This is a genomic window from Pseudomonas nitroreducens (genome assembly GCF_024170165.1).
In the GTDB taxonomy this organism is placed as follows: domain Bacteria; phylum Pseudomonadota; class Gammaproteobacteria; order Pseudomonadales; family Pseudomonadaceae; genus Pseudomonas; species Pseudomonas nitroreducens_C.
Genome location: NZ_JALJXP010000009.1, coordinates 186,256 through 206,131 on the forward strand (window position 1 = coordinate 186,256; position 19,876 = coordinate 206,131).

At 66.9% G+C, this 19,876-nt stretch carries 14 protein-coding genes; 11 read left to right on the forward strand and 3 right to left on the reverse strand.

Going from position 1 to position 19,876, the window contains the following annotated elements; genetic code table 11:
* Positions 1-34 precede the first annotated feature (34 nt).
* Entirely contained in the window at positions 35-1,198 is a 1,164-nt protein-coding gene (ercA, locus tag J2T47_RS19155) for an alcohol dehydrogenase-like regulatory protein ErcA (RefSeq protein WP_253450171.1), read from the forward strand.
* Positions 1,182-2,876, forward strand: coding sequence for a PAS domain-containing hybrid sensor histidine kinase/response regulator (locus tag J2T47_RS19160; protein ID WP_253450173.1), 1,695 nt, complete (start codon positions 1,182-1,184; stop codon positions 2,874-2,876). Before ercA ends, J2T47_RS19160 begins: the two co-directional genes overlap by 17 nt.
* Before the next feature lie 6 nt (positions 2,877-2,882).
* Here the strand turns inward: J2T47_RS19160 and J2T47_RS19165 are convergent, their stop codons facing one another.
* Complete coding sequence (locus J2T47_RS19165) at positions 2,883-5,333, reverse strand: ATP-binding protein (RefSeq protein ID WP_253450176.1); 2,451 nt, start codon at positions 5,331-5,333, stop codon at positions 2,883-2,885.
* A gap of 366 nt (positions 5,334-5,699) precedes the next feature.
* Here J2T47_RS19165 and J2T47_RS19170 point away from each other — a divergent pair, with 366 nt between their 5' ends.
* From J2T47_RS19170 to J2T47_RS19195, 6 genes are all read left to right on the forward strand, one after another.
* On the forward strand, positions 5,700-9,173 hold the full coding sequence (locus J2T47_RS19170) for a response regulator (protein ID WP_253450179.1): 3,474 nt from the start codon (positions 5,700-5,702) through the stop codon (positions 9,171-9,173).
* Between the two features lies 1 nt (position 9,174).
* The gene (locus tag J2T47_RS19175; protein WP_253450182.1) at positions 9,175-9,993 is read left to right on the forward strand and encodes a CheR family methyltransferase; all 819 of its coding nucleotides are present in this window, start codon (positions 9,175-9,177) and stop codon (positions 9,991-9,993) included.
* A complete protein-coding gene (locus J2T47_RS19180; protein ID WP_253450185.1) occupies positions 9,990-10,577 on the forward strand; it encodes a chemotaxis protein CheB in 588 nt (195 codons plus the stop codon). The genes J2T47_RS19175 and J2T47_RS19180 overlap by 4 nt, the downstream gene beginning before the upstream one ends.
* Entirely contained in the window at positions 10,567-11,751 is a 1,185-nt protein-coding gene (locus J2T47_RS19185) for a hybrid sensor histidine kinase/response regulator (protein WP_253450188.1), read from the forward strand. The genes J2T47_RS19180 and J2T47_RS19185 overlap by 11 nt, the downstream gene beginning before the upstream one ends.
* Before the next feature lie 74 nt (positions 11,752-11,825).
* Positions 11,826-13,775, forward strand: a complete 1,950-nt coding sequence (locus tag J2T47_RS19190; RefSeq protein WP_253450191.1) for a hybrid sensor histidine kinase/response regulator — start codon at positions 11,826-11,828, stop codon at positions 13,773-13,775.
* Between the two features lie 66 nt (positions 13,776-13,841).
* Entirely contained in the window at positions 13,842-13,982 is a 141-nt protein-coding gene (locus tag J2T47_RS19195; protein ID WP_253450194.1) for a hypothetical protein, read from the forward strand.
* An 80-nt stretch (positions 13,983-14,062) separates the two neighbouring features.
* Here the strand turns inward: J2T47_RS19195 and J2T47_RS19200 are convergent, their stop codons facing one another.
* Entirely contained in the window at positions 14,063-14,407 is a 345-nt protein-coding gene (locus J2T47_RS19200; RefSeq protein WP_253450197.1) for a hypothetical protein, read from the reverse strand.
* Positions 14,408-14,691: 284 nt separating this feature from the next.
* Between J2T47_RS19200 and J2T47_RS19205 the strand changes: the two genes are divergently transcribed.
* The 3 genes from J2T47_RS19205 to J2T47_RS19215 are packed head-to-tail and all read left to right on the forward strand — an operon-like array spanning position 14,692 to position 18,762.
* Positions 14,692-16,239 (forward strand): AMP-binding protein, encoded by a 1,548-nt coding sequence (locus J2T47_RS19205; RefSeq protein WP_253450200.1) that lies wholly within the window; start codon positions 14,692-14,694, stop codon positions 16,237-16,239.
* Positions 16,240-16,250: 11 nt separating this feature from the next.
* Entirely contained in the window at positions 16,251-17,420 is a 1,170-nt protein-coding gene (locus J2T47_RS19210) for an acyl-CoA dehydrogenase family protein (RefSeq protein WP_253450203.1), read from the forward strand.
* Positions 17,421-17,475: 55 nt separating this feature from the next.
* Positions 17,476-18,762, forward strand: a complete 1,287-nt coding sequence (locus J2T47_RS19215) for an MFS transporter (protein ID WP_253450206.1) — start codon at positions 17,476-17,478, stop codon at positions 18,760-18,762.
* A 21-nt stretch (positions 18,763-18,783) separates the two neighbouring features.
* Here J2T47_RS19215 and J2T47_RS19220 read toward each other — a convergent pair whose 3' ends face one another.
* Positions 18,784-19,731: a LysR family transcriptional regulator gene (locus J2T47_RS19220; RefSeq protein WP_253450209.1), complete on the reverse strand. Its 948-nt coding sequence runs from the start codon at positions 19,729-19,731 to the stop codon at positions 18,784-18,786.
* Positions 19,732-19,876: the final 145 nt, after the last annotated feature.

Consider the following 19,876-nt stretch of genomic DNA (forward strand, 5'->3'; position numbering starts at 1 on the left):
GAAACATCCCATAACAATAACGACAGAGCCCCCGATGTCCCACGAGCTCAGCCAGCTGCGCAAGTTCGTCTCGCCAGAGATCATTTTCGGTGCCGGATGCCGGCACAATGTCGCCAATTACGTGAAAACCTTCGGCGCCCGCAAGGTCCTGGTGGTATCGGACCCCGGTGTAGTCGCCGCCGGCTGGGTCGCCGATATCGAGGCCAGCCTGGCCGCCCAGCACATCCCCTTCTGCCGTTACACCGAGGTGTCGCCCAACCCGCGCGTGGAAGAAGTCATGCGCGGCGCCGACGTCTACCGCAGCGAAGGCTGCAACGTGATAGTCGCAGTCGGCGGCGGCAGCCCGATGGACTGCGCCAAGGGCATCGGCATCGTCGCCGCCCACGGCCGCAACATCCTCGAGTTCGAGGGCGTGGACACCCTGCGTGTGCCCAGCCCGCCGCTGATCCTGATCCCGACCACCGCCGGCACCTCGGCGGATGTCTCGCAGTTCGTGATCATCTCCAACCAGGACGAGCGGATGAAGTTCTCCATCGTCAGCAAGGCGGTGGTGCCCGACGTGTCGCTGATCGACCCGGAAACCACCCTGACCATGGACCCGTTCCTCTCCGCCTGCACCGGCATCGACGCGCTGGTGCACGCCATCGAGGCCTTCGTTTCAACCGGCCACGGTCCGCTCACCGACCCCCACGCGCTGGAGGCCATGCGGCTGATCAACGGCAACCTGGTGCAGATGATCGCCAACCCGGCGGACATCGCCCTGCGCGAGAAGATCATGCTCGGCAGCATGCAGGCGGGGCTGGCGTTCTCCAACGCGATCCTCGGCGCGGTGCACGCCATGTCCCACAGCCTGGGCGGTTACCTCGACCTGCCGCACGGGCTGTGCAACGCCGTGCTGGTCGAGCACGTGGTGGCCTTCAACTACAGCGCCGCGCCCGAGCGCTTCAAGGTGATCGCCGAGACCTTCGGCATCGACTGCCGCGGGATGAACCACGCGCAGATCCGTCAGCGCCTGGTGGAGCACCTGATCGCCCTGAAGAACGCCGTGGGCTTCCACGAAAGCCTCGGCCTGCATGGCGTGGGCAGTTCCGACATTCCCTTCCTCTCGCGCCACGCGATGCAGGATCCGTGCATCCTTACTAACCCTCGTGAATCCAGCCTGCGCGATGTCGAGGTGGTGTATGGCGAGGCCCTCTGACGAGCAGCAGCAACAGGCCCTGGCCGGGCTGCTCGGCCTGGGCAGCCATTCCGCGCGCAAGAGCCACTACCCCGAGCTGGTGGCACGGCTGGATGAGCTGGAAGCCGAGCGCAATCGCTACAAATGGCTGTTCGAACACGCCGTCCACGGCATCTTCCAGGCCAGCCTGAACCAGGGCCTGCGCGCCGCCAACCCGGCGCTGGCGCGGATGCTCGGCTATGAAGACCCGCAGCAGGTGCTGTTCAGCCTGCAGGACATGGCCAGCCAGCTGTTCGTTGGCGGCGAGACGGAGATGCGCCGCATCCGCGCGCTGCTGCGCGAGCGCGATGGCCTGTTCGGCTACGAGACCTGCCTGCGCCGCCGCGACGGCAGCCATGTCGTCGTGTTGATGAACCTGTTGATCAAGCCCGACGAAGACGGCCTGGTGGAAGGCTTCGTCGCCGACATCAGCGAGCGCGTCCAGGCCCAGCAGCGCCTGCAGAGCCTGAACGAGGAGCTGGAGCAGCGCGTCGCCGAGCGTACCCGCGAGCTGGAAGGCTTGAATCAGCAGCTGCGCGCAGCCCGCGACGCCGCCGAGGCCGCCAACAACAGCAAGGACAAGTACCTGGCCGCTGCCAGCCACGACCTGCTGCAACCGCTGAATGCCGCGCGCCTGCTGGTTTCCACCCTGCGCGAACGCAAGCTGCCGAACGCCGAGCAGGTACTGGTGGAGCGCACGCACCAGGCGCTCGAGGGCGCCGAGGACCTGCTCACCGACCTTCTGGAGATCGCTCGCCTGGACCAGAGCGCGATCCGTCCGGACCTGGATGTGTACCCGCTGGACGAACTGCTCGGCCCGCTGGTCTCGGAGTTCGACGAAGTGGCCCGCGCCGCCGGACTGCAGCTGCGCTCACGGATTCCCGCGCTGGCGGTGCGCACTGACCACCGTCTGCTGTCGCGCATCCTGCGCAATTTCCTCAGCAATGCCTGCCGCTACACCGAGCGCGGCAGTGTGATGCTCGCTGCACGCCGGCGCGGCGATAGCGTCAGGCTGGAAGTCTGGGACACCGGACGGGGGATTCCGGCGGAGCAGTTGCAGGCCATCTTCCTCGAGTTCAACCAGCTCGACGCCGGCCGTGCAGCAGATCGCCGGGGTGTCGGACTGGGTTTGGCGATTGTCGACCGCATCGCCGGCATCCTCGGGTGTCGGGTGCAGGTGCGCTCGGTGCCGGGGCGCGGTTCGGTGTTCGCCATCGAAGTCCCGCTGGTGCGGGACCTGCCGCAGCCGGGGTTGGTGGACAGCGGTCCGCGCCCGGTGACCGGCGATCCGCTGCCGGGGCGACGCCTGCTGGTGATCGACAACGAGGAGGCGATCCTCGCCAGCATGGCTGCGCTGCTCGGGCAGTGGGGCTGCGAGGTGCTGGTGGCGACCAGCTACGAGGAAGCGCTGCAGGCGCTGGATGGCAAGGCGCCGGAGGTGATCCTGGCCGACTATCACCTCGACCATGGCCGTACCGGCTGCGAGGCGGTGCGGGGCCTGCGCGAGCATTTCCGCCGCGAGCTGCCGGCGCTGATGATCACCGCCGACCGCAGCGACGAGTGCCGCCGCGCGCTGCAGCGGCTGGGGATGCCGCTGCTGAACAAACCGGTGAAGCCGGGCAAGCTGCGCGCGACGCTGAGCGTGCTGCTCACTCATTGAAGTCGTTCAGCGGTCCTTGCGCCCGAGCATGCCGTTGACCTTGTCGCGCAGCGCGTCGATGGAGAACGGCTTGGCGATCATCGACATGCGCGTGGCCAGTTCGCTGCCATCGATATGGACGATCTCGGCGTAGCCGGTGGCGAACAGGATCGGCAGCTCCGGTCGCGCCTCGCGCGCGGCCACGGCCAGTTCCTCGCCGTTCATGCCCGGCAGGCCGACATCGGTGAGCAGCAGGTGGATGGTGGTATCTCCCTGCAGGATCGACAGCGCCTCTTCGGCGTCCTCGGCCTGCAGCACCTGGTAGCCAATCTCCTCCAGCACTTCGACGGTGAGCATGCGCACCAGGTCGTTGTCCTCGACGACCAGGACGCACTGCTGCTCGTTGGCCGGTTCATTGGGGGGCGTAGGGGCGTCGGGAATGCTGACCACTGAGTTGCCTCTCGGGAAATAGAGTGTGACGCAGGTGCCCTGGCCGGGCTCGCTGCGCAGGCGGATGTGCCCGCCGGATTGTTTGATGAAGCCGTAGACCATCGACAGGCCCAGCCCGCTGTTGGGGCCGATGCCCTTGGTGGTGAAAAACGGGTCGAAGACGTGAGTCAGGGTCGACGGGCTCATGCCCTGACCGCTGTCCTGCAGGGCGAGGGCGAGGTAGTCGCCCGCCGGCAGCTCATGGTCGCCACTGACGATTTCCTGGTGCTGCAGGCTGATTTCCAGGCTGCCACCGCCGGGCATGGCGTCGCGGGCGTTCTCCACCAGGTGGAGCAGGGCCTTGTGCAACTGGTCGCGATCGGTGAGTACGCTTTGCGCCTCGCTCAGTTCCAGCGTCAGGGTGACCTCCGGCCCGGCCCGTTCGATCAGCTCGTCCTGCCATTCACTGAGATGCTGGCCGAGGTCCACCGGGTGCATGGCCAGCGCCTGGCGACGGGCAAAAGCCAGCAGGTTGTGGGTCAGTTCGGCGGCGCGCTCGGTGGCCTGGGTGGCGGCCTGCAGGATGTGGCTGAGCTCGGGCTGGGCGTTGGCCGGTGCGCGGCGGTTGATCAGATCGAGACTGAAGCGGATGCTCGCCAGCAGGTTGTTGAAGTCGTGGGCGATGCCGCCGGTGAGCTGGCCGACAGCCTCCATGCGCTGGGCGTTGAGCAGGGCGGTCTGCGCCTGCTCCAGCAGCAGTGCGCCGCGCTTCTGCTCGGTGACGTCGCGGCCGCAGCCGTAGATCACGCCGTTCTCCTCGGTGGCGTGCCAGGAAATCCAGCGGTAGCTGCCGTCAGCGTGGCGCATGCGGTTGACGAAGTGCTGCAGGCGTTCGCCCTGCGCCAGTGCGGCGCGGCCGTCGACGCTGGCCGCGAGGTCGTCGGGGTGCACCAGATCTTCGCTGTTCAGCCCGCTCAGCTGCTCCTCGCTCCAGCCGAGGGTGCTGGTCCAGGCCGGGTTGACGCTGCGCAGCAGGCCGTCGTGTTCGAGCACGCAGAACAGGTCCTGGCTTACTGCCCAGACGCGGTCGCGTTCCAGGGTGCGCAGGCGGGCTTCTTCCTGCACTGCGGCCTTCAGTCGGCGCTCTTCCGTGCGCAGGCTGGCAGCAGCCAGGGCGTGGCCGAGGAGGGCGGCCAGCTCGTTGAAGAAAGTTGCGTAGTTCTCGTCCAGGCGCCGGCGCGGGCTGATGCCGAACACCGCGAGGCTGTCGGCATGGCCGTGCAGCGGGGTGGCGTAGGTGCTGTCGAGCAGTTCCGGCCAGGGCGCGAAGGCGCGCACGTACTGGCTGCCCAGGGGCGACTGATGGGCTTGCGTGAGGCCGTTGAACAGATGCAGCGGGTCGTCTTCGGCGCTCAGCTGTGCCGGTGCGAAGCGGTCTTCAGGCGCGGTGCCGCAGGCGCCAAGCAGGATGCCGGCTTGGTAGATCAGGCAGAAGGGCACGTCGTGGCTGGCCTCGGCGAGCAGGGCAAAGGCCTGGGCGCAGATCTGCGTGCTGTCGTCGGGCTGCCCGAGGCGTTCGGCCATGCGCGTGAGCAGGCGCTGGCGGCGTTGCTGGATGACGTTGCCGGTGGTCTCCACGGCGGTGTTGAACAGGCCGATGGGCTTGCCGTCCTCGCCGAAGATCGGGCTGACGTTGTAGGTGAAGTAGGCTTCCTCGACGTAGCCGAAACGCACCATGGGCAGCAGGCGGTCTTCCTCGTGGGCGGCGACGCCGGTCTGCAGGATGCCGTTGTACATGGGGTCGATGATCGGCCAGATGTCCGACCAGGCGATGCGTGCCGGCTGGCCCAGGCAGGCGGGGTGCTTGTCGCCGGGGATGACGCTCCAGGCGTCGTTGTACAGCAGGATGAATTCCGGCCCCCAGTAGATGCACACCGGCAGCTTCGAATTGAGCCCGACTTCGAGAATGCCCTTGAGCGTCGCCGGCCACTGATCCATCGGGCCAAGCGGCGTGGCTGCCCAGTCGTGCTGGCGGATCAGCGGTGCCATGGCGCTACTGCTGTTGAGGAAGTCGCCCTGGCCCTGCACTGACGAAATGGGGGTTTCCCCCGGTGAGCTTGGCATCGAGCAAACCCTGCGACCGATTGATCTTCTGTTCCTTGTCGGACGTTGGAAAGGCACCGTGAGAGATAATTCCACTTTTCTCTCAGCTTGTTCCGCGAAAATTTCGAACGTCCTGCGGGAGTGGCTGTCAATTCGCCAGCTGGTGTGTAGCCTACAACGCTTAGCGTTATTATTTCCGCAGTTTAAAGAACGTTCTTACAATAACTTCAAATACTTACCTGGCATCTGTCGCAATCTCCGAGCTGCGAGTGGATTGCGCCCAGGGAAGAAACGCCATCAGGGACCCTGCAGATGAACCAGAAAGCTGTCGCCGACGAAAGCGCCTTCCGCCGCATCCTGGCGCGCAACATGGCGCTGCCGCTGGGCATCTGCCTGCTCGGCGCGGTGCTGTTCATCGGCCTGATCCTTTATATGCTCGACGTGCTGGGCTGGGTCGAACACACCGACCGGGTGATCTCCAGCGCCAACGAGATGCAGCGCTTGAGCGTCGACCAGGAGAGCGGCCTGCGCGGCTTCCTGATCACCGGCGATCCAGGTTTCCTGGAACCCCTGGAGCAGGCGCGGCCGCGGATCAATTCCGGCCTCAAGAGCCTCTCCGAGCTGGTGGCGGACAACCCTCCGCAGGTGGAGCGAGTAGGCCGCCTGACCTCGATGCAGGACGAATGGATGACCTTCGCCCAGCAGATGATCGAGCAGCGCCGCCAGGGCCAGGACACCTCCGACGCCATAAAGGCCGGGCGCGGCAAGAGCATGATGGATGCGATCCGCGCCCAGTACGCCTCACTGATCAATACCGAACAGCAGCTGCGCCACGACCGCAACCAGTTCGCCTCCAGCCTCTCCACGGGCGTGGTCGTCCTCTACCTGGTGTTCAGTATCGTGGTCGGCACGCTGCTGGCCTATTTCGGTCGCCGCCAGCTGGTCAGCCTGTCCGAGTCCTACTCCGAATCTCTGCGCCGCCAGGTGGCGCATAACGAACACCTGGCGCGCCAGGCCTGGCTGCGCGACGGCCAGAGCCGCCTGGGCGAGCAATTGATCGGCCAGCAGTCGCTGCCGACCCTGGGGCGCAGCCTGATGGACTTCCTCGGCGAGTTCGTCGCCTCCCCGGTGGGCGCGCTGTATGTGCGTGATGATCGCGGTGGCCTGCGCCTGTCCGGCACCTTCGGCTTCGCCACCGATGCCTTGGGCGAGGACTACTTCGCCCCGGACGAAAGCCTGATCGCCCAGGCCGCGCGTCAGCGCAAGTTGCGCGTGGTCGACGGCCTGCCGCCGGATTACCTGAAGGTGAACTCCGCCCTGGGCAACGGCCAGCCGGTGAGCGTGGCGCTGCTGCCGCTGCTCAACGACGGCGGCGTGGTCGGCGTGCTGGAGCTGGGCTTCCTGCGCGAGCTGGAAGAGCGCGACCAGGCCTTCCTGCAGAACGTCGCCGAGACCCTCGGCAGCGCCATCGCTTCGGCGCAGCATCGCCAGCGCCAGCAGGATCTGCTGGCCGAGACCCAGCAGCTCAACGAAGAGCTGCAGGTGCAGCAGGAAGAGCTGAAGACCGCCAACGAGGAACTGGAAGAACAGTCGCGGGTGCTCAAGGAGTCCCAGGCGCACCTCGAGGCCCAGCAGGCGGAACTGGAGCAGACCAACGAGCGCCTCGCCGAGCAGACCCAGGAGCTGGCCGCCCAGCGCGACGATCTCGACGGCAAGAACACCGAACTGAACCAGGCTCGCCTGGACCTGCAGGGCCGCGCCGACGAGCTGCAACGCGCCAGCCGCTACAAGTCCGAGTTCCTCGCCAACATGTCCCATGAGCTGCGCACGCCGCTCAACAGCTCGCTGATCCTCGCGCGCCTGCTGGCGGACAACGAGCAGGGCAACCTGGACGACGAGCAGGTGAAGTTCGCCGAGTCGATCTACGGCGCCGGCAACGACCTGCTCAACCTGATCAACGACATCCTCGACATCTCCAAGGTCGAGGCCGGCAAGCTGGAAGTGCGCCCGGAGAACGCCAGCGTCCGTCGCCTGGTGGAAGCGGTGGAAGGGCTGTTCCGCCCGCAGGCCGACGACAAGGGCCTGCGCTTCGTCGCCGAAGTCGCCGAGGACGCGCCGGCGCTGCTGTTCAGCGACCGCCAGCGGGTCGAGCAGATCCTCAAGAACCTGCTGTCCAACGCCTTCAAGTTCACCGACAGCGGGGAAGTTGCCCTGCGCGTGAGCGCCGCGCCCGAGGGGCTGCGCTTCGATGTGCGTGACAGCGGCATCGGTATCGCCGAAGACCAGCTCGCGCGCATCTTCGAAGCCTTCCAGCAGGCCGACGGAGCCACCAACCGCCGCTATGGCGGCACTGGCCTGGGCCTGTCGATCTCCCGCGACCTCGCACACCTGCTGGGCGGCAGCATCATTGTCAGCAGTGAGCCGGGCAAGGGCAGCGTGTTCAGCCTGCTGCTGCCGCTCAATTACCAGGCGCCAGCGGAGGACGTCGTCAGCACGCCCGCGCCGATCGTTGCCCTGGCTCCGGCGCCGGTCGCGCCACCGGTGGTGCGTGCGCCGGCCGCTGCCGCTTTCGCCGACGACCGCGAACAGGTCAACGTCGGCCAGCGCTGCGTGCTGGTGGTGGAGGACGAGCCGAAGTTCGCGCGGATCCTCTATGACCTGGCCCGCGAGCTGGGCTATCGCTGCCTGGTGGCCATGGGCGCCGAGGAAGGCCTGCGCCTGGCCGACGAGCACGGCCCGGACGCCATCCTGCTGGACATGCACCTGCCCGACGAATCCGGCCTGGCCGTGCTGCAGCGCCTGAAGGCCAACCCGCGCACCCGCCACGTGCCGGTGCATGTGGTCTCCGTGGAGGATCGCAGCGAAGCGGCCCTGCACCTGGGCGCCATCGGCTACGCCCTCAAGCCCACCACCCGCGAGCAGCTGCGCGAGGTGTTCGGCAAGCTGGAGGCCAAGCTGACCCAGGAGGTCAAGCGCATCCTGCTGGTGGAAGACGACCCGCTGCAACGCGACAGCGTCTCGCGCCTGATCGGCGACGACGACATCGAGATCACCGCCGTGGAGCAGGGCGAACAGGCCCTGGAGCTGCTGCGGCAGAATATCTACGACTGCATGATCATCGACCTCAAGCTGCCGGACATGCAGGGCAACGAGCTGCTGCGACGCATGGGCGAGGAGGACATCTGCTCGTTCCCGCCGGTGATCGTCTACACCGGGCGCAACCTGACCCGCGACGAGGAAGCCGAGCTGCTCAAGTATTCGCGCTCGATCATCATCAAGGGCGCGCGCTCGCCGGAGCGCCTGCTGGACGAGGTGACGCTGTTCCTGCACAAGGTCGAATCACAGCTCTCCAGCGAACGCCAGCGCATGCTGCGTACCTCGCGCAACCGCGACCGCGCCTTCGAGGAGCGGCGCATCCTGCTGGTGGACGACGACGTGCGCAACATCTTCGCTCTCACCAGCGCCCTGGAGCACAAGGGCGCCCGCGTGGAAGTGGCGCGCAACGGCCGCGAGGCCCTGGAGAAGCTCGCCGAAGTCGGCGACATCGACCTGGTGCTGATGGACGTGATGATGCCGGAGATGGACGGCTACGAGGCGACCCGGCTGATCCGCCAGGACGCACGCTTCAGGAAGTTGCCGATCCTCGCGGTGACCGCCAAGGCGATGAAGGACGACCACGAACTGTGCCTGCGCGCCGGCGCCAACGACTACCTGGCCAAGCCCATCGACCTGGATCGCCTGTTCTCCCTGATCCGTGTATGGCTGCCCAAGCTGGAGCGCATCTGACATGCCTGATCGCAGCCAGGACATCGAGCTGCGCCTCCTGATCGAGGCGATCTACCTGAAGTACAGCTACGACTTCCGCGACTACTCCGGAACCTCGCTGAAGCGCCGCGTGCTGCACGCCACCAAGCTTTTCGAGTGCCGCAGCATCTCGGCTCTGCAGGAGCGCATCCTGCATGATCCGCATGCGTTCCATGAGCTGTTGCAGTACCTCACCATCTCGGTGAGTGAGCTGTTCCGCGACCCCAGTTACTTCCTCGCGCTGCGCCAGGAAGTGGTGCCGGTACTGCGTACCTATCCGTCGCTGCGCCTCTGGGTTGCGGGCTGCAGCACCGGTGAGGAGGTGCATTCGCTGGCCATCCTGCTGCACGAGGAAGGCCTGCTCGAACGCACGCTGATCTACGCCACCGACATCAACCCGCGTTCGCTGGAGCAGGCGCGGCGCGGCATCTACGCGGTGGAAGACCTGGCCCAGGCCAGCGAGAACTACCGCGCCGCCGGCGGCAAGGGCTCGCTCTCGGACTACTACACGGCGGCCTACGACGGCGCGCTGTTCGACAAGATGCTGCGTGCCAACGTGACCTTCGCCGACCACAGCCTGGCGACCGACAGCGTGTTCTCCGAAACGCACCTGGTCTCCTGCCGCAACGTGCTCATCTACTTCAACCGCCAGCTGCAGAACCGCGCCATCGGCCTGTTCCACGAATCGCTGTGCCACCGCGGCTTCCTCGGCCTGGGCAGCAAGGAAAGCCTGGATTTCACCGACTTCGCCTCGGAGTTCGAGGTGGTGAACCGCCGCGAACGAGTGTTCCGCAAGCGATGAACGCGCAACGCAAGGTCGAAGCCGTGGTCATCGGCGCCTCCGCGGGCGGCGTGGACGCGCTGTTCCAGCTGTTCGGCGGGTTGCCGGAGGATTTCGCCCTGCCCATGGTGGCGGTGCTGCACCTGCCGGAAAACCACGAGAGCCAGTTGGTGGAGCTGTTCGCCCGGCGCCTGGCGATCCCCGTGGCAGAGGCCCGCGACAAGGCGCCGGTGGAGGCGGGCACGCTGTACTTCGCCGCTGCCGGGTATCACCTGTCCATCGAGCGCGAGCGCAGCTTTGCCTTGAGTCGCGAGGCGCCACGGAATTTTTCCCGGCCGTCCATCGATATCCTCTTCGATTCGGCGGCGGACGCGTACCGCGAGAATGTCGCCGGCATCCTGCTGACCGGAGCCAACCAGGACGGTGCCGAAGGGTTGGCGCACATCCGCCGCGAAGGCGGGCTGACCATCGTCCAGGACCCGGCCGAAGCCGCCGTGTCCACCATGCCGGAGGCGGCCATTGCACTGCACGCCCCGGACCACATACTTGCGCTGCGTGAAATTCACGCGCTACTGACCCGAATGGGCACCCGACATGCTGCGTAACCAGGGAAGCAAACTGCTGATCGTCGACGACCTGCCGGAGAACCTGCTGGCACTGGAGGCGTTGATCAAGGGCGAGGGACGCGAGGTGTTCAAGGCCTCCTCGGCGGACGAAGCGCTGTCGCTGCTGCTGGAGCACGAATTTGCCCTGGCCATCCTCGATGTGCAGATGCCCGGCATGGACGGCTTCGCCCTGGCGGAACTGATGCGCGGCACCGAGCGCACCAAGAACATCCCCATCGTCTTCGTCACCGCTGCCGGGCGCGAGCTGAACTATGCGTTCAAGGGCTACGAGAGCGGCGCGGTGGACTTCCTCTACAAGCCGCTGGACAACCATGCGGTGCGCAGCAAGGTGAACGTGTTCGTCGACCTCTACCGCCAGCGCAAGGTGCTGGCGCGACAGCTGGAGGCGCTGGAGCAGGCGCGCAGCGAACAGGACGCCCTGCTCGCCGAGCTGCGCGAGACCCAGGTGGAGCTGCAGCGCGCGGTGAAGATGCGCGACGACTTCATGTCGATTGTCTCCCACGAGCTGCGCACGCCGCTCAACGGCCTGATGCTGGATACCCAGTTGCGCCGCCTGTACCTGTCCAAGGGCAAGCTGGAGCACTTCGCGCAGGACCGCCTGGGCGTGCTCTTCGAGCGCGACGAGCGCCAGCTCACCGGGCTCAACCGGTTGATCGAGGACATGCTCGACGTCTCGCGCATCCGCACCGGCAAGCTGTCGATCCGCCCCGAACCGGCCAACCTCGTCGAGATCGCCCGCCGCGTACTGGGCAACTTCGCCGTGCAGGCCCAGGCCGCCGGCTGCGAACTGAGCCTGGAGACGCCCGAGGTGGTGGAAGGCGTGTGGGACGCCTACCGCCTGGAGCAGGTGATCAGCAACCTGGTCAGCAACGCCCTGCGCTACGGGCCCGGCCAGCCGGTGGACGTGACCGTCGCGGTGACGGATGGCCGCGCGCAGCTCTGCGTGCGCGACCATGGCGATGGCATCAGCGCCGACGAACAGCGGCGCATCTTCCAGCAATTCGAACGGGGCGCCGGCGCGGCCCGCGTCGCCGGCCTGGGCCTGGGGCTGTTCATCTCCGAACAGATCGTCCTGGCCCACGGCGGTCGCATCGAGGTGCGCAGCGATCCGGGGCGGGGCGCGGCGTTCAGCATCTTCCTGCCACTGGACTGAGCGCCGTCCGGCGGCGCCCGAAGTGAGGTGGCTGCGCCTATGCTTTGCTCCAATGAGCCAAGAGAGCAGACTTGATGCCCGATACGACCGCCAGCACCGCCCAGCTCGTCGAGGATGCGCGTTACCGCCTGTTGGTCGAGGCGGTGACCGACTACGCCATCTACATGCTCGACCCCGATGGTCGCGTCAGCAGCTGGAGCTCCGGGGCGCAGCGCCTGAAGGGCTACGCCGCGGACGAGATTCTCGGCCAGCACTTCTCGCGCTTCTACACCCCCGCCGACCGCGAGGCCGGGCTCCCCGAACGGGCGCTGGGCGAGGCGGCGCGGGTTGGCCGCTACGAGAGTGAAGGCTGGCGCCTGCACCGCGACGGCAGTTCGTTCTGGGCCCACGTGGTGATCGACGCCATTCGCAGCAGCGAGGGCGAACTGCTGGGCTTCGCCAAGATCACCCGCGACCGCACCGAGCAGCACGAGACCGAGCAGGCGCTGCGGCGCAGCGAGCAGCACTTCCGCCTGCTGGTCAACGGCGTGACGGACTACGCGCTGTACATGCTCGACCCCGACGGCAACGTCACCAGCTGGAACTCCGGGGCCGAGCGGATCAAGGGTTACCACCCCGAGGAGATCATCGGTCGGCGCTTCGACTGCTTCTACTGCGATGAAGACCGCCAGGGCGGCGTCCCTGAAACCAGCCTGAGCACCGCACTGACTGAAGGGCGCTACGAGGAAGAGCGCCTGCAGATGCGCAAGGACGGTTCGCGCTTCTGGGCCAATATCGTCATCGATCCGGTGTTCGACGATACCGGCAAGTTGCTGGGTTTTGCCAAGATCACCCGCGATATCACCGACAAGCGCCACGCCCAGGAAGAGCTGGAGCGCGCCCGCGACGAGCTGATTCAGTCGCAGAAGATGGAATCCCTCGGCCAGCTCACCGGCGGTGTTGCCCATGACTTCAACAACCTGCTGACGGTGATTCTCGGCGGCCTGCAATTGCTCGAACGGCAACTGCCCAAGGACAACGAGAAGGTCCAGAGCATCTGGCGCAACGCCCTGGAGGCAACCCGCCGCGGCGCCCAGCTGACCCAGCGGATGCTGGCCTTCGCCCGCAAGCAGCGGCTGTTCCCACAGCCGATCCAGTTGCCGGTATTGCTGCAGGACATGAGTGAACTGCTGGTCAGTTCCCTGGGGCCGACCATCAGCCTGGAAACCCGCTTCCCGCTTCAACTGGATTGCGTGATGAGCGACCAGAACCAGCTGGAACTGGCGATCATCAACCTCGCCACCAACGCCCGGGACGCCATGCCCGGCGGCGGCAGCATCACCTTCTCGGCACGCAACGCCCAGGTTGGGCCGCGTCAGAGCGGCAAGCTGCCGCCGGGGGAGTACGTGTGCCTGGCCGTGACCGACTCGGGGCAGGGCATGGATGAGGACACCTTGCGCCGCGCCGCCGAGCCGTTCTTCACCACCAAGCCGACCGGCAAGGGCACCGGGCTGGGATTGTCCATCGTCCATGGGCTGGCCCAGCAGCAGGGCGGGGCGCTGCTGCTGCGCAGTACGCCGGGGCAGGGCAGCACCGCAGAAATCTGGTTGCCGGCGGTGAAGGCAAAGGTGGAGCCGGAGGCGGCCGATGACCTGCCAATCGCCACGACACTGGCCGAACCGACCGAAGCGCTGGGGCTGCGGGTGCTGGTGGTGGATGACGATGCGCTGGTGCTGGCCGGCACCAGCGCGCTATTGGCCGATCTCGGCTGCCAGTTCGCGCGCACCGACTCGGCGCGGGCGGCCCTGCAACTGCTCGAGCAGTCGGGTTTTGACCTGCTGATCACCGACTTCGCCATGCCGGACATGGACGGCATGCTGCTGATCCAGCAGGTGCGCCAGTCCCATCCGGCGCTGACCTGCGTGCTCACCACCGGCTATGCCGGGCGGCTGGACACCCTGGCCGATTCGGTGCTGCGCCTGCCCAAGCCATTCGACCGCAACCAGTTGCTCGCGCTGCTGTTGCAGGTGAAGAGCGCCGGGTAAGAAAATCCGAACCTACGCGACGGCTGTGCGCCCAATGGTGACTGCCAGTGTCCCGGAGGACTTGCCATGTGCACCCGTATCCAGGCCCAGCGACCGGAACCCCTCGACCCGCCAGCGGAGCGTGAAAGCCAGGTTCCCGAGGACTTTCCCGAGGAAGTGCCGATGCAGCAGCCGCCCGAGGAACCGCTGCCGCGGCCCGAGCAGTAGCTGCCGGCAGCGCGCCATGCCCGGGGCCGGGTACATGGCGCGCTGCTGCTCAAGGTCGCTGGTTGTCGTGCGGGGCGATCTCAGTTCCCCGGGGTCCTTCGTGCGGGTCGCAGGCCTTCGGCGACTTCCATCTCGATCAGCGAACCCGGGTCTTCATTGCCCGGGTCGTTGATGGCGGGCTCGGCCATGGCAGGGTCCAGGCTGCCCTGTGGCATCAGGCCTTCGCTGCGGTCGCGGCGGTCGAGCAGTGGCAGCAGGTCATCATGGAATTCCTGCTGCTGCGCCTCGGAAAGCGCGGCGAAGCCGTGGTTGAGGATGTAGCGGGCAAGGACTTCCTGGCGGCTGTCAGCATCCAGCGCTCCTTCGTCGAGCAGGCGGCGAAGGTCCTCTGAGCGTTCAAGGTCGCGGTGTTCGTTGCAGCCCATCGTTCGCACCTCCCAGGTCGGTTCCAACGAGAGTGGTAAAGCGTGAGCGGCTCGCTAAGAGCACTGGCAGTGGGCGACGTCTGTCGCGCCGCCTTATTGGAAGACCGGCGCCAGGGGCGACTGTTCGCGGCGAGGGACGAACGGTCCTGCTGCTGCCGGTCCGGCCCGTCGCGTCAGGCGGCCATCGCATTCCGGCATGGCCGGCATCGACCTATGGTATTGGCCGGACGCGGCGCGCGGCTCTTAGCATCTCGGACGTCTTCCCCCGACAACGAGAACAACAAGTGGACCTGGGTAAAATCCTGCGCCGTAGCGCGCTTTACTGGCCTGACCGCGAAGCCGTGGTCGATTCCCGCCAACGCATCACCTTCGCCGGCCTCGAACGCCGCACCAATCGACTGGCCTCGGGCCTGCTGGCACTGGGCCTGGAGCCGGGCGCCCACGTGGCGATCCTGGCGCTCAACCGCGTCGAGCTGGTGGAGGCGGAAGTCGCCCTCTACAAGAACGCCATGGTCAAGGTGCCGATCAACGCGCGCCTGGCCCCTGATGAAGTGTTGAGCGTGCTGAAGGATTCGCGCAGCCAGGCGGTGATCGCCGATGCGGCCTTCGCTCAGCTGATCGACCAGCGCCGCGCCGAGCTGCCGGACCTGAAGCTGATCGTCCCGCTGGCGGACGAGGGCGCCGACGTACCCTATGAGCAGGTGCTCGAGCGCGGCAGCGAGGCGCCTATCAGTTGCGACCCGGCGGACGACGCCCTGGCCGTGCTGCACTACACCTCCGGCAGCTCCGGTGTGCTCAAGGCCGCCATGCTCAGTGTCGGCAACCGCAAGGCGCTGGTGCGCAAGAGCATCGCCAGCCCCACCGGCCGCTCCGGTCCCGGCGATGTGATGGCCCACGTCGGCCCGATCACCCATGCCAGCGGCATGCAGATCATGCCGCTGCTCGCCGCCGGCGCCTGCAACCTGCTGGTGGAGCGCTACGACGACCGCCTGTTGCTGGAAACCATCCAGCGCGAGCGCGTCACCCGGCTGTTCCTGGTGCCGGCGATGATCAACCGCCTGGTCAACTTCCCCGGCGTGGAAACCTACGACCTGAGCAGCCTGCGCCTGGTCATGTACGGCGCTGCGCCCATGGCACCTGCGCTGGTGCGCCGCGCCATGCAGGTGTTCGGACCGATCCTCGCCCAGGGCTATGGCGCCGGCGAGACCTGCTCGCTGGTCACCGTGCTCACCGAACAGGACCACATTGCCGCGCTGGACGATCCGAAACGTCTGGCCTCGTGCGGGCGCTGCTACTTCGACACCGACCTGCGGGTCGTCAACGAGGACTTCGAGGATGTGCAGGCCGGCGAGATCGGCGAGATCGTCGTGCGCGGGCCGGACATCATGCAGGGCTACTGGCAGGCGCCGGAGCTGACCGCCGAGGTCATGCGCGACGGCTACTACCTCACCGGCGACCTCGCCACGGTGGACGAGCACGGCTACGTGTTCATCGTCGACCGCAAGAAGGAAATGATCATTTCCGGCGGCTTCAACATCTACCCCACCGAGGTGGAACAGGTGCTCTACAGCCTCCCGGAAGTCTTCGAGGCGGCGGTGGTCGGCGTGCCCGACGAGCAGTGGGGCGAGGCGATCAAGGCGGTGGTGGTGCTCAAGCCCGGCATGCAGCTGGACGAGGCGCGGATCATCGAACTGTGCGCCGCGCAGCTGGCCGGCTTCAAGAAGCCGCGCAGCGTGGACTTCGTCCGCGAGCTGCCGAAGAACCCCAACGGCAAGGTGGTGCGCCGCCTGGTGCGCGAACCCTACTGGCAGAACCAGGATCGGCGGATCTGAGGAACATGACCATGCAAGCGATTCAACCCAGCCCCAAGGCGCAGGCGATCATCGACGACCTGCGCGGCTTCATCCGTGAAGAACTGCTGCCGCTGGAGCAGCGCGAGGGCATCCGCTTCGGCGAGAAGCACTCCCGCGAGCTGCTGCGCAACCTGTGGCAGCGCTCCTGCGAGCGCGGCTTCTACAACATCATGCTGCCCGAGGAGCTGGGCGGCGCCGGCCTCGGTATCGCCGACCTGTGTGCGGTGAAGGAAGCCGCCGCCAGCAGTGGCGCAGTGCTGGCCGCCCACGTGCTGGGCGAGCTGAGCGGCCCGCCGCGGGTCGGCCACCTGTTCCGCGTGGCCAGCGAGGAGCAGATCGAGCATTTCCTGCGTCCGGTATGCCGCGCCGAGAAGGCCGTGTGCTTTGCCCTGACCGAAGCCGAGGCTGGCTCCGACGCGACGGCGATCAAGACCAGCGCGCGCCTGGAGGGCGACCACTACGTGCTGGACGGCGCCAAGCGCTACATTTCCGGCGCGCCCTACGCGGACTTCGCCGTGCTGCTGGCGGTGACCGGGCCGGGCAAGGGCGCGGACGGCATCTCGGCGTTCTTCGTTGACCTGTCAGCGCCGGGCGCCAGGGTGGTCTCCGACTACCAGGCCATGTCCGGCCCCGGCACCCACGGCGACATCCTCCTCGACGGGGTGAAGGTGCCAGTGGCGCACCGCATCGGTGAAGAGGGCAAAGGCTTCAAGCTGGCCATGGGGCGCATCACCCTGAACCGCCTGCTGCATTGCGCGACCATGCTCGGCATGGCTGATCTCGCGCTGAACCTGTCGCTGGATTACGCCCGCACCCGGGTGCAGTTCGGCCGGCCGATCGGCATGTTCCAGGCGGTCAGCCACATGCTCGCCGACATGGCCACCGAACTGTATGCCGCGCGCAGCATGATGTACGCCACGGCGGCCAGCTATGACAGCGGCGGCGACATCCGCACCCAGTCGTCGATGTGCAAGGTGTTCAGCTCGGAAACCGCCTTCCGCATCGCCGACCGCGCGGTGCAGGTGCACGGTGGCGCCGGGTTGATCAATGGTCATCCGGTGGAGTGGCTGTTCCGCGCCACCCGTATGATGCGCATCCTTACCGGGACCAGCGAAATCCAGCGCAACACCATCGCCAAGGGCATCCTGATGCCCGATTGACCGGCTTGATGTAGCGCGAGCGCAGCACCCGACAAGAACAAGAGAGACAAGCAACATGCACGATTACGATGCCCAAACGCACGCCTATCAGCCCCGCCAGGCCTGGACGGTCGCCTTCCTGCTGGCGGCGATGATGCTGGTGAACTTCCTCGACAAGGTGGTCACCGGCCTGGTGGCGGTGCCGATGATGAAGGAGTTGAACCTGACCCCGGCCGAGTTCGGCCTCGTCGGCGGCAGCCTGCACTGGCTGTTCTCCCTCTCCGCGGTGGTCGGTGGCTTCCTCGCCAACCGCCGCTCGACCCGCTGGATGCTGCTGGGCATGGGCGCCTTCTGGGCGCTGGTGCAGTTGCCGATGCTCTATGCCACTTCGCTATGGACGCTGGTGGCCTGCCGTGTGCTGCTGGGAGTGGGCGAGGGTCCGGCATCGCCGGTCGCCACCCACGCGCTGTACAAGTGGTTCCCCGACGAGCGCCGCAGCCTGCCGGTGGCCCTGCTGCACTCGGGCAGCGCCATGGGCCTGCTGATCGCCGGGCTGATGATCCCGTGGATCAGCACCCACTACGGCTGGCGCAGCAACTTCGCCATCCTGGCGATTCTCGGCGCGGTCTGGTGCGCGGCCTGGTTCTTCTTCGGCCAGGAAGGCCGGCTGGGCGAGGTTCGCCAGGGCCGGTCGGGTGGCGAGCGCCTGCCGTACCGTCGCCTGCTGGGCGACAGTACGGTGCTGGCCAACTACTTCTGCCACTTCGCCGCCAACTGGTCGCTGGCGCTGACCCTGACCTGGGTGCCGGCCTACCTGGAAAGCGGCCTGGGCCTGAGCGGAATGAACGCCGGGCGGCTGTTCGGGCTGTTCGTGCTGGTGACCATGCCACTGAGCCTGTTCATGGCCTGGCTGTCGCAACGAATGCTGCGTGCCGGGGTGTCGTCGCGGGTGGCGCGGGGTGTGTTCGTCTCGGTCTGCCTGTTGGCCAGCGGCGTACTGTCGATCAGCCTGTTGGCGGATCTGCCGGTGGCCCTGCGCATGACCTACATGACCCTGAGCGGCGGCCTGGCGCTGGTGATGTACTCGGTGGGCCCGGAGATGCTGGCAGAGGTCACGCCCACCGCCCAGCGCGGCAGCATCCTTGCCATCGGGAATGCCTTCTCCTCGCTGGCGGGGCTGAGCGCGCCCATCGTCACCGGCTTCCTGGTGCAGCGCTCCGGCGGCCTGGATGGCAGCGGCTACGCCCACGGCTTCGCGGTCAGCGGCGTGTTGCTGGTGGTGGCGGGGCTGGTTGGGTTGGGCTGGCTGCGCCCGCAGCGTTCGCGGGCCCAGCTGTCCGGTGAGCTGGCTGCGGCCAGCTGATCGGCGCCGTTGAAAAAATGGTCAATCGCCGAGATTGACCGCCGGGAAGGGCGAGCGCTCGATCAGCTCGCCTTTCCACGTTCCGTTGCGCACCGATTCCACCAGCAGCTCGCGCACCAGGTCGTGCACGCAGGACGCTGCAAAACTCAGCGGCTTGTGCGCCGAGTGGGCGATGGACACGGTGCGCTCGATCTGCGGCTCGACGATGCGCCGTGCCAGGGCTTGCGAGCCCACCTCGATGGGCGGCCAGTTGCTGATGGAGGCTGCCAGCCCGCTGACCACCAGACCGGTGATGCCATAGGCGGACTGCTGCTCGTACTTCACGTTCAGTTCCAGTCCGGCCGCCATGGCCGCCTGCTCGATGCGCCGGCGCAGGTGCATCCCCCGTGGCGGCATTACCAGCGGCTGGCTGAGCGCCTCGGCCAGGGTGATGGTGTCGCCCTCGTTGGCCAACTGCATCTGACCCACCCAGTAGAGCTGCTCGACGAAGATCGGCTCGGCGACCACGCCATCCAGCTCCTCGGCATTGGGCACGATGCCGAAATCCACCTTGCCCAGCTCGATGGCTTCGCCGCCTTCCTTGCTCAGGCCGTCGCGCACCACCAGGTCGATGCCGGGGAAGCGCGCCTGCACGCGCTGGATGATCGCCGGCAGCAGCAGGGCCGAGGTGGTCACGGGGATCGCCACGGACACCCGCCCGCGCGGATCGCCCCGGCTGGAGACCAGCTCGTCCTTGACCGAATCGATCTTCTGCACCACCGAGCGCGCCACTTCGTAGAGGCGCCGGCCGGCGTCGGTGAGGTCGACGCCGTCGTGCTGGCGCAACAGCAGTTGCACCTCCAGTTCACTTTCCAGCATGCCGATCTGCCGGCTCAGCGCCGGCTGGGCGATATAGGCCTTGCGCGCGGCGGCGGAGAAGCTGCCGGCTTCGGCGATGGCGATCAGGTAACGCAACTGTTTGAGGGTCATGGTCGTGCCTTTCCGGCCATGCCGGTTTGATATGGGGGCCATCTGAAGACGATATTTGTTCGCACTTCAGGGGCTATTTAGTATCGACCCGTCACGGTAAAGCAAGGGTCGGTAACGATAAGCCAACAATCCGCAAAGTGTTCCG